Origin of the sequence: Rhizobacter sp., assembly GCF_035702065.1 — a bacterium.
Taxonomy (GTDB): Bacteria; Pseudomonadota; Gammaproteobacteria; order Burkholderiales; family Burkholderiaceae_C; genus Rhizobacter.
The window spans coordinates 1-9380 of the sequence record NZ_DASSRA010000276.1 but is presented as its reverse complement, the minus strand read 5'-3'; the positions used below and the strand labels follow the sequence as shown (position 1 = coordinate 9380).

The following is a 9380-nucleotide window of genomic DNA, read 5'->3' as shown; positions in this document are numbered from 1 at the left end:
GCAGCAGCTCCTGCAGCTTCTGGCGCCGGTTCTCGATGGTCTCCACCTCGTTGTGCAGGAAGTAGACCTGCCCACCGCGCTTCAGCTCGCGCAGCACGGCCTCGCGGATCACGCTCGTGCCCTCGGTGCGCACGAAGGTCTTGATCGCCAGACGGCGCTGCGGTGCGGTGGCGATCACGCTCAGGTCGCGCAGTCCTTCGAGCGCCATGCCCAGAGTCCGCGGGATGGGCGTGGCGGTGAGCGTGAGCACGTCGACCTCGGCGCGCAGGGCCTTGATGGCCTCCTTGTGGCGCACACCGAAGCGGTGCTCTTCGTCGATCACCAGGAGCCCGAGCCGCTTGAACTTGACGCTCTGGCTGATGAGCTTGTGCGTGCCGACGACGATGTCGATGGTGCCGTCTTCGATGCCTTCGAGCGCGGTCTTGATCTCCTTGGCGGATCGGAAGCGCGACAGCTCGGCCACCTTGACCGGCCACTTGCCGAATCGGTCGGCGATGTTCTGGTAGTGCTGCTCGGCCAAGAGCGTGGTCGGCGCCAGGATGGCGACCTGCTTGCCGCCGGTGACGGCCACGAAGGCCGCGCGCAGGGCCACCTCGGTCTTGCCGAAGCCCACGTCGCCGCAGACCAGGCGGTCCATCGGCTTCGGTGACACCATGTCCTGAATCACCGCGTGGATGGCGGCCTTCTGGTCGGGTGTCTCCTCGAAGCCAAAGCTCGCCGCAAAGGCCTCGTAATCGTGCGGCGTGAAGCGGAAGGCGAAGCCCTCGCGTGCCGCGCGGCGGGCGTAGAGGTTGAGCAGCTCGGCGGCGGTGTCGCGCACCTGCTCGGCGGCGCGGCGCTTGGCCTTGTCCCATTGGCCAGAACCGAGCTTGTGCAGCGGCGCCTCCTCGGCGCTCACGCCGGTGTAGCGGCTGATGAGGTGCAGCTGCGCCACCGGGATCTTGAGCGTGGCCTTGTCGGCGTACTCGAGGATCAGGAACTCGCTCGGCCCTTCGCCCAGGTCAATGTTCTCCAGCCCCACGTAGCGGCCGATGCCGTGGTTGACGTGAACCACCGGGTCGCCGACCTTCAGCTCCGACAGGTCCTTGATGAGGGCGTTGACGTCGCTGACCTGCTCCTGCTTGCGCTTGCGGCGCGCCGTCGGCGTCGTCGCGAAGAGTTCGGTCTCGGTGACGAACTGGATGTTCGGCTCCGTCCAGAAGAAGCCCTCGGCCATGGGCGCGACTGCGATCGCGTAGCGCTCGTCGCTGGCCTCGAACTCGGCCAGGCTGGCCACGCTCGGCGGCTCGATCTTGTTGTCGCGCAGCAGCTCCAGCAGGCTTTCGCGGCGGCCCTGGCTCTCTGCCATCACCAGCACGCGGTGAGGTGTGGCGCCCAGGTGCAGCTGCAGCTTCTTCAGCGGATCGGGCGCGCCGCGGTCCACGCTCAGGTCGGGCAGCGGGCGGGCCCAGTCGACGGGTTCCTTGCCGCGCACGGCGAGCGTGGGCTGGGCATTGGCCAGCGTGAAGAAGTCTTCGGCACGCAGGAACAGGTCTTCCGGCGGCAGGATGGGCCGCTCTTTGTCGTGCTGCAGGAAGCGGTGGCGTTCGCGGGTATCCGTCCAGAAGCGCTTGAGGGCTTCGTCGATCTCGCCGTGCAGCGCCAGCGCGGCGTTGGAACCGAGGTACTCGAAGATGGTGGCCGTGCTGTCGAAGAACAGCGGCAGGTAGTACTCGATGCCGGCGGTGGCGATGCCGTTGCCGATGTCCTTGTAGAGGCGCACCTTGGTCGGGTCGCCTTCCATCTTCTCGCGCCAGCGGTTGCGGAAGGCGGCGCGCGACTCTTCGTCCATCGGGAACTCGCGGCCGGGCAGCAGGCGCACCTCGGGCACGGGGTAGAGGCTGCGCTGGCTGTCGGGGTCGAAGGTGCGGATGCTGTCGACTTCGTCGCCGAACAGGTCTACCCGGTAAGGCACGAGCGACCCCATGGGGAAGAGGTCGATCAGCCCGCCGCGCACGGCGTATTCGCCGGGCGAGACGACCTGGCTGACGTGCTGGTAGCCGGCGAGCGTGAGTTGCGACTTGAGCGCCGCTTCGTTCAGCTTGGCCTTCTGCTTGAAGTGGAAGGTGTAGCCGGCGAGGAAACTGGGCGGTGCCAGTCGCACGAGCGCCGTGGAGGCCGGCATCAGCACCACGTCCACGTCGGCCTGCTGGATGCGCCACAGCGTGGCCAGGCGCTCGGAGATCAGGTCCTGGTGTGGCGAGAAGGTGTCGTAGGGCAGGGTCTCCCAGTCGGGGAACACGGCCACGCGCAGCTCGGGCGCGAAGAACTGCAACTCGCCTTCGAGCCGCTGCGTGTCGGCCGGCTCGGCGCTGACGATGGCCGTGAGCCGGCCTTGCGCCTTTTGCGCTTGCGCGAAGCGCGCCAGCAGCAGGGCATCGGCCGAACCGATGGGGCGGGGCAGGGTGAAGCGTTTACCGGGGGCGAGGCTGGGGATCTGCATTGACCGATGGCACAAAACAAAACAGCCCCGATGAGGCACTTTCCTCCGGGGCGATGAACCGGGCGAATTATAGAATTCGGCCCTTCTCGCGCACCTGATGACCACCGCATCTCCCACTCACCTCTACGCTCTTGTGCCCTGTGCGGGCGTGGGTGAGCGTGCGGGCGCCGGAGGTCCCAAGCAGTACGCGCCGCTTGCCGGCGCGAGCCTGGTGTCGCACACCTTGGGTGCGCTCGCGCAGGTGAAGCGCCTCAAGCAGACGCTGGTGGTGCTGAGCCCGCACGACCAGGTCTTCGAATCGCATGCGCCGGCCTTCGCGGGCTGGGTGGCGCGTGTGGGCGGTGCGACCCGGGCCGAGTCGGTGGCCAATGGCCTGAGTGAACTGGTCAGCCGTGGCGCGCAAGCGCACGACTGGGTGCTGGTGCACGACGCAGCGCGCTGCCTGCTGCGCGCCGAGTGGGTCGACGCCTTGATCGACGCCTGCCTCGACGACGCTGTGGGCGGCCTGCTGGCCCTGCCGCTGGCCGACACGCTGAAGCACGAGTCCGCCGGCCGCGTGGCCGCCACGGTCGACCGTGCCCACAAGTGGCAGGCGCAGACGCCGCAGATGTTTCGCCTGGGCGACCTGCAGCAGGCCCTGGCCGGCGCCCACCACGTCACCGACGAAGCCAGCGCCATCGAGGCCACCGGCCGTGCGCCCAAGCTCGTGGCGGGCTCGTTCGAGAACTTCAAGGTCACCTACCCCAGCGATTTCGCGCTCGCCGAGCGCCTGTTGAGGACACGCACATCATGTTGAAACCGCAAGTGCCGCGCTGGCGCATCGGCGAAGGCTGGGACACGCACGCGCTTGTGACGGGCCGCAAGCTCATCCTGGGCGGCGTGGAAATCCCGCACACGCACGGCCTCAAGGGCCACTCCGATGCCGACGCGCTCTGCCACGCCATCACCGACGCGCTGTTTGGTGCCGCGGCGCTGGGTGACATCGGCCGCCATTTCCCCGACACCGACCCGCAGTTCCAGGGTGCCGATTCGCTGGCCCTGCTGACGGAGGCCGGCCGCCGCGTGCGCGCTGCCGGCTGGATCATCGGCAACGTGGACAGCACCATCATTGCCCAGGCGCCGAAGATGGCGCCTCACATCCAGCCCATGCGCCAGCGCATCGGAACAGCGCTGGGCATCCCGGTGGAGCAGGTCAACGTGAAGGCCAAGACGGCCGAGAACATGGGGCCGGTGGGGCGGCTCGAATCCATCGAGGCGCGCGCGGTGTGCCTGCTGGTCAAGGCCTGATCAGAGCGCCAGCACGTCGATCGTCGGCGGCACCAGAAAGCGCATCGGCAGGATGCTGAAGCCCACGCCAGGCGTGATGAACATGCGCACGTCGGGGAAGGTGTAGAGGCCCTGATCGAAGGCGCCGCGCGTGGCCCGGCGCAGCATGCGTTGCGTCAGGTAGGGCACCCGCATCTGGCCGCCATGGGTGTGGCCGGCGAGCACGAGCGAGGCCATGCCGGCCGGCAGACGGGTGACCACGTCGGGGTTGTGCGTCAGCATCACCCGGCGTTCGACGGGTTGGGTGGGTTTGTCCAGGCGCAGGTGCGAGATGTCGGTCTCGGCCGCGCCGGCGTACAGGTCGCCTGCGCCCATCAGCGCGCAATGGCCCAGCGGGATTTCTTCACCGTCGATGAGCTTCACGCCCGTCGCAATGAGTGCCTCGCGCAGCGCGAGGGTGACGGGTGGACCCGGCATCTCCTCGTCGTGGTTGCCCAGCACGGCGAAGCTCGGGTGCTTGAGTTGTGCCCAGGGCGCGAAGGTGCGGTTCAGGTCGCGCGGGGGCTGGTAGGTCCAGTCGCCGGCCACGAGAACGGCATCGACGGGCAGGGCGTTCAGGCGTTCGATCAGACGCCGCAGATCCGCCTCGCGCATGAACAGGCCCATGTGGATGTCGGAGACGAGCGCGACGCGCACGCCGCACTGGCTCGCAAGCGTCGTTTCGCGCACCACCAGGTGGTTGGGTTCGATGAAGCGCGCCCAGGTGAGTGCGGCAAACAGAGACAGTGCCAAGCCGGTGATTGCGCCGCTCCACAGCCGGCGCTGGCGGAACAGGCTCGCCGCAGTCCACAGCAGCCAGGCCGTCATCGGCCACAGCGCCCACATCCCCCAGTAGACGCACAGGCTGGCCACAATGTATTTCTCGTAGCCGGAGGACACCCAGGTGTCGCGCAGGTCGTTCCAGACCAGCAGCACAAACAGTGTTGCGAAGGCCGACAGCACGACGATTGCCGCGCGCCGGAGCGGGCGGGGCGCTTGCGGTGCGCGCGTCACGGGGCCTTCTTCAGGCGGATGTGTGCCACCAGGCCGCCATCCATCGCGTTCGCGATCTCGAAGCTGCCGCCCATGCGTTGGACGGCCTTCTCCACGATGGCCAGGCCCAGGCCGGCGCCGGTGGCGGCGGTGCGGGCCGCGTCGCCGCGGAAGAAGGGCGTGGTGAGCTGCTTGAGCTTCTCCGGCGCCACGCCCGGCCCGTTGTCGCGCACCGAGAGGATCACCCACGGCCCGGTGCGGGCGTAACTCACCTGCACACGGGCGATGCCGGTGTCGGTGGAGCGGCCGTAGCGGCGCGCGTTCTCGAACAGGTTCTGGAACACGCGGCCAAGCTCCACTTCGTCGGCCATGACCTTGGTGTCGATGGCCACGCGCGAGCTGATGCGGATCTGCGACGGGTCGCGGAAGCCCTGCATTTCGCGCTCGACCAGGCTGCTCACGTGCACCGGCACCAGCTTGGTTTCGCCGGGGCGGGCGTAGTCCATGAACTTGTCGATGATGGCGTCGAGCTGGTCGATGTCGAGCGCCATGTTCTTCTTGGCCTCTTCGTCGTGCACGCTCATCTCGGCCTCGAGCCGCAGGCGCGCCAGCGGCGTGCGCAGGTCGTGCGAGATGCCGGCCAGCATCACCGCGCGGTCTTCTTCGACCTTGGCCAGCTCCCGAGCCATGCGGTTGAAGCCCATGTTGACCTGGCGGATCTCGCTGGTGAGCGTGTTCTCGTCGAGCTGCGATTCGTATTCGCCATCGCGGATGCGGCTGGCCGCGAAGGACAGGTCGCGCAGCGGCTGGTTGATCAGGCGGGCGATGGCCGCCGAACCGAGCACCGTGGCCAGCAAGGCGATGGTCACCCACAGCAGCCAGCTGCTGCCGGCCATCGGGCGCACGCGGGTCGGGTCGGCCTGCAGCCAGTAGGCGTCTTTCTCGACCGAGAAGCCCACCCACAGGCCGGGCACGCCGTTCACCGCCGAGGCCACCACGGTATCAACCCCCAGGCGGGTGTGCAGTTCGTCGGCAATGGCGCGGGAGAAGCGGTCAGACTCGAAGGGCTCCCACTTGTCGCCCGGCTCGCGCGGCAAGACCTTCACCGCTTCCTGATTCGACATGGTCTTGACCAGGGTAAGGCGGTTGATGTCGTCGGCGTACTTCATTGCCGCGCGCGAGAGGTTCACCAGGCTTGCGATCTGCTGCGCCGACTGCACGGCGCGGGGCTCGAACTCCAGCGCGCGGAAGGTCTGTACCCATGCAAACACGCCGCCCACCAGCAGGATGGCGAGCAGGAAGAAGGTGCGCCAGAAGAGGCTGAGCGCGACGGCTTTGCGGGGCATGGCAGTGGGCTGCGGGTCCGGTACCGTCGGCGCAAAAAAGGGCCCCGTCTTGGGGCCCTGGCGCTGTTTCTTGGGCTCAGGCCGCGCCATCAGGTACGAACACGTAGCCTACGCCCCAGACGGTCTGGATGTAGCGCGGCTGGGCCGGATCTGGCTCGATCATCTTGCGCAGGCGCGAGATCTGCACGTCGAGGCTGCGGTCGAAGGGCTCGAACTCGCGGCCACGCGCCAGCTGGGCCAGCTTGTCGCGCGACAGTGGCTGGCGCGGGTGGCGCACCAGGGCCTTGAGCATGGAGAACTCACCGGTGGTGAGCGCGATCTGTTCGCCGTCTTTGGACAGGCGACGCAGCGCCAGGTCGAACTCGAAGGGGCCGAAGGTGACGGTCTGGGCGTCCTTGGCGGGGGCGCCGGGCGCTTCCATCGCCGGACGGCGGCGCAGCACGGCGTGGATGCGGGCCAGCAACTCGCGTGGGTTGAAGGGCTTGGGCAGGTAGTCGTCGGCGCCGACTTCGAGGCCGACGATGCGGTCCACGTCTTCCACCTTGGCGGTGAGCATGATGATGGGCGTCACGTCGTTCGCGGCGCGCAGGCGGCGGCAGATCGAGAGGCCGTCTTCGCCGGGGAGCATGAGGTCGAGCACGATGAGGTCTACCGTCTCGCGTGTGAGCACGCGGTTCAACGCCTTCGAATCTTCGGCCAGCAGCACCTCGAAGCCTTCTTGCGTGAGGTAGCGGCGCAGCAGGTCACGGATGCGGGCGTCGTCGTCCACCACGACAACGCGGTCAGGGCGGGCATTGGTGTTGGGCGTCATGGCTGCCTCTCGGTCATTTGTAACAACGACGATTGTGCGCAGGTTCACCACTGCTTTTCGGTCGGTCTGACCACTTGTTACAAATCTATGACATGGCGCTTGCAGTGCCAAGTGCCGCGGTGCGAAGCCCATGGTCGCGTGTCGGCGGGTGTTGGGCCGCAGCCGTTAGGCTTGCGGTCCGATTCCCCTGGAGAACTGCATGAAGCATTCATTGAAGCCCGCCTTGGCCCTGTTCTTTGCCGCGAGTTCGGTGTGGGCTGCCGACCCGCCGCCGCAGAACGTGATCGGGCTGGCGGCCAGTGCGAGCGTCGAGGTGACGAAGGATCTGCTGAGCGTCACGCTGTCGACCACGCGCGAAGGCACCGACGCCGCCACGGTGCAGGCAGGGCTCAAGCAGGCGCTCGATGCGGCGTTGGCAGAGGCGAAGAAGGCCGCCAAGCCGGGCCAGATCGAGGTGCAGACGGGCAACTTCTCGCTCTTCCCGCGCTACAACCCCAAGGGGGGCATCACCGGATGGCAAGGCACGGCCGAGCTCGGCATCGAAGGCCGCGACATCCCCGGCATCGCTCAGCTCACCGGGCGCATCAGCACGATGACGATCGCCCGCGTGGGCACGGGCCTGTCGCGCGAGCAGCGCGAGAAGGTCGAGAGCGATGTCGCCGCGCAGGCCATTGCGCGATATCGCGCCAAGGCGGCGGACTACGCCAAGCAGTTTGGCTTCAGCGGCTACACGCTGCGCGAGGTCAACGTGAACGGCAACGAGCCGGTGACCTATGCCTCGGCGCCCATGATGCGCATGAACGCCAAGGCCGCCGACGCGTCAGAAGCTCTGCCGGTGGAGCTGGGCAAGAGCACCGTGACCATGAACGTCAACGGCACCGTGCAACTCACGAAGTAGAGCGGGCGAAGCAAGCGACAGATCAAGCCACGCCCGCGGATCCGGCTTCGCCGGTCCGCCAGGCGGCGCCCCTCGGGGGCAGGAGCGAAGCGACTGGGGGGCTAACTACTGAGCCACCCAGCCGCCGTCGACGTTCCAGGCGACGCCGCGGATCTGGTCGGCGGCGGGCGAACTCAGGAACACGGCCAACTCACCCAGCTGCTCGGGCGTCACGAACTGCAGCGAGGGCTGCTTCTCGCTCAGCAGCTCGACCTTGGCCTTCTCGATGGGGATGCCCTCGCGCGCGGCGCGGTCGTCGATCTGCTTCTGCACCAGCGGCGTCAGCACCCAGCCCGGGCAGATGGCGTTGGAGGTGATGCCGGTGGTGGCCGTCTCCAACGCGATCGACTTGGTGAAGCCAACGATGCCGTGCTTGGCCGCCACATAGGCCGACTTTTGTGCCGAGGCCACCAGGCCGTGGGCCGAGGCGATGTTGATGATGCGGCCCCAGTTCTTCTTGCGCATGCCGGGGATGGCCAGGCGTGTGGTGTGGAAGGCAGAGCTGAGGTTGATCGCGATGATTGCGTCCCACTTGGCGATGGGGAAGTCTTCGACGTTGGCCACGTGCTGGATTCCGGCGTTGTTGACCAGGATGTCGACGCCACCGAACTCGGCCTGGGCGTAGGCCATCATGGCCTCGATCTCGGCGGGCTTGCTCATGTCGGCACCGTGGTAGCCGGCCTTGACGCCCAGTGCCGTCACTTGGGCCCGCGCCGGCTCGTACTCGCCGAAGCCGTTGAGGACGACATTGGCACCCTGGCGCGCCAGGCACAGAGCCACGCCAAGGCCGATGCCACTGGTGGAGCCGGTGACGAGGGCAGTTTTCCCTTTGAGCATGATCGAACCTCCGGATTGATACAGTGCATTATCGAATCGAAAGAGACCAATGCAGGAACCACGCCTGAACTCCGTGCAATGTCTTGACACACAGGGCCTGCACCGCATGGCTTACTGGGAGTGGGGCGACCCGGCCAACCCGCGCGTGCTGGTCTGCGCGCATGGCCTGTCGCGGCAGGGGCGTGACTTCGACACCTTCGCGCAAGCCATGCAGGGCGAGTACCGCGTGGTCTGCCCCGACGTCGTGGGCCGCGGCCGGTCCGACTGGCTCGCTGACCCCACGGGCTACCAGATCCCAGCCTATGCCGCCGACATGGTGACCCTGCTCGCGCGGCTCGATGCCGGCAGCGTGCACTGGGTTGGCACCTCAATGGGTGGCCTGATTGGCCTGGTGCTGTCGGCGCTGAAGAACTCGCCCGTGCAGCGCCTGGTGCTCAACGACGTGGGGCCGAGCATCGAACCCAGCTCGCTCGCGCGCATCGGCAGCTACCTGGGCCTGCCTGCGCGCTGGAAGACGCTGGACGAGGCGGCCGATGCCCTGTGGGCCATCTCGCAAGGCTTCGGGCCGCACACCCGCGAGCAATGGCTGGCGCTGACGCGGCCCATGCTCAGGCCCGATGGCGATGGTTTCGTGCCGCACTACGACCCGCAGATTGCCGTGCCTTTCCG

Annotated in this window: 9 protein-coding genes; 4 read left to right on the top strand and 5 right to left on the bottom strand. The window is 67.7% G+C overall.

The features are described 5' to 3' along the window. A partial coding sequence (locus VFL64_RS12535) for a transcription-repair coupling factor (RefSeq protein ID WP_489540714.1) occupies nucleotides 1-2482 on the bottom strand: 2482 nt, incomplete at its 3' end. Between the two features lie 97 nt (nucleotides 2483-2579). Between VFL64_RS12535 and ispD the strand changes: the two genes are divergently transcribed. Both ispD and ispF read left to right on the top strand, forming a co-directional pair. Continuing rightward, entirely contained in the window at nucleotides 2580-3278 is a 699-nt protein-coding gene (ispD, locus tag VFL64_RS12530) for a 2-C-methyl-D-erythritol 4-phosphate cytidylyltransferase (RefSeq protein ID WP_489540713.1), read from the top strand. Then, nucleotides 3272-3769: a 2-C-methyl-D-erythritol 2,4-cyclodiphosphate synthase gene (gene ispF, locus VFL64_RS12525; protein WP_489540712.1), complete on the top strand. Its 498-nt coding sequence runs from the start codon at nucleotides 3272-3274 to the stop codon at nucleotides 3767-3769. The genes ispD and ispF overlap by 7 nt, the downstream gene beginning before the upstream one ends. Here the strand turns inward: ispF and VFL64_RS12520 are convergent, their stop codons facing one another. From VFL64_RS12520 to ompR, 3 genes are all read right to left on the bottom strand, one after another. After that, nucleotides 3770-4801 (bottom strand): metallophosphoesterase, encoded by a 1032-nt coding sequence (locus tag VFL64_RS12520; protein WP_489540711.1) that lies wholly within the window; start codon nucleotides 4799-4801, stop codon nucleotides 3770-3772. Continuing rightward, on the bottom strand, nucleotides 4798-6126 hold the full coding sequence (locus VFL64_RS12515) for a sensor histidine kinase (protein WP_489540710.1): 1329 nt from the start codon (nucleotides 6124-6126) through the stop codon (nucleotides 4798-4800). Before VFL64_RS12515 ends, VFL64_RS12520 begins: the two co-directional genes overlap by 4 nt. Nucleotides 6127-6202: 76 nt before the next feature. Further along, a complete protein-coding gene (gene ompR, locus VFL64_RS12510) occupies nucleotides 6203-6937 on the bottom strand; it encodes an osmolarity response regulator transcription factor OmpR (protein WP_156154226.1) in 735 nt (244 codons plus the stop codon). A 199-nt stretch (nucleotides 6938-7136) separates the two neighbouring features. Here ompR and VFL64_RS12505 point away from each other — a divergent pair, with 199 nt between their 5' ends. Further along, the gene (locus VFL64_RS12505) at nucleotides 7137-7835 is read left to right on the top strand and encodes an SIMPL domain-containing protein (RefSeq protein ID WP_489540709.1); all 699 of its coding nucleotides are present in this window, start codon (nucleotides 7137-7139) and stop codon (nucleotides 7833-7835) included. A 105-nt stretch (nucleotides 7836-7940) separates the two neighbouring features. Here the strand turns inward: VFL64_RS12505 and VFL64_RS12500 are convergent, their stop codons facing one another. Continuing rightward, complete coding sequence (locus tag VFL64_RS12500) at nucleotides 7941-8711, bottom strand: 3-hydroxybutyrate dehydrogenase (protein ID WP_489540708.1); 771 nt, start codon at nucleotides 8709-8711, stop codon at nucleotides 7941-7943. 49 nt (nucleotides 8712-8760) lie between these two features. On the opposite strand from VFL64_RS12500, the gene VFL64_RS12495 reads away from it, so the two are divergent. Then, a partial coding sequence (locus VFL64_RS12495) for an alpha/beta fold hydrolase (RefSeq protein ID WP_489540707.1) occupies nucleotides 8761-9380 on the top strand: 620 nt, incomplete at its 3' end.

Bases quoted from the DNA above. Each gene is read 5' to 3' on its own strand.
- VFL64_RS12500 (WP_489540708.1), bottom strand. From the start codon at position 8,711: ATGCTCAAAGGGAAAACTGCCCTCGTCACCGGCTCCACCAGTGGCATC.
- VFL64_RS12515 (WP_489540710.1), bottom strand. From the start codon at position 6,126: ATGCCCCGCAAAGCCGTCGCGCTCAGCCTCTTCTGGCGCACCTTCTTC.
- ispF (WP_489540712.1), top strand. From the start codon at position 3,272: ATGTTGAAACCGCAAGTGCCGCGCTGGCGCATCGGCGAAGGCTGGGAC.
- ispD (WP_489540713.1), top strand. From the start codon at position 2,580: ATGACCACCGCATCTCCCACTCACCTCTACGCTCTTGTGCCCTGTGCG.
- VFL64_RS12505 (WP_489540709.1), top strand. From the start codon at position 7,137: ATGAAGCATTCATTGAAGCCCGCCTTGGCCCTGTTCTTTGCCGCGAGT.
- ompR (WP_156154226.1), bottom strand. From the start codon at position 6,937: ATGACGCCCAACACCAATGCCCGCCCTGACCGCGTTGTCGTGGTGGAC.